Here is a 273-nt window from a genome sequence, read left to right as displayed (position 1 = left end):
GGCGAAGGAGCCGTCGACGATGTCGGCGAGGACGGCCTTCATGTTCTCCTTCACCTCGGGCGTGATCACCCGGGGCCCGGAGACGTAGTCGCCGTACTCCGCGGTGTCGGAGACCGACCAGCGCTGCTTGGCGATGCCGCCCTCGTACATCAGGTCGACGATCAGCTTGAGCTCGTGCAGGCACTCGAAGTAGGCCACCTCGGGCTGGTAGCCGGCCTCGGTGAGCACCTCGAAGCCGTACATCACCAGCTGGGAGGCACCGCCGCAGAGCAC

Annotated in this window: 1 pseudogene; it reads right to left on the bottom strand. The window is 66.7% G+C overall.

Annotated elements, in window-relative coordinates:
* A pseudogene (locus tag EFL26_RS05835) lies at window positions 1-273 on the bottom strand (ketol-acid reductoisomerase); the annotation flags it as partial.

Origin of the sequence: Nocardioides pocheonensis, from assembly GCF_003725535.1 — a bacterium.
In the GTDB taxonomy this organism is placed as follows: Bacteria; Actinomycetota; Actinomycetes; order Propionibacteriales; family Nocardioidaceae; genus Marmoricola; species Marmoricola pocheonensis.
The sequence above is the reverse complement of the archived record's forward strand: the minus strand, read 5'-3'. Positions and strand labels throughout refer to the sequence as shown.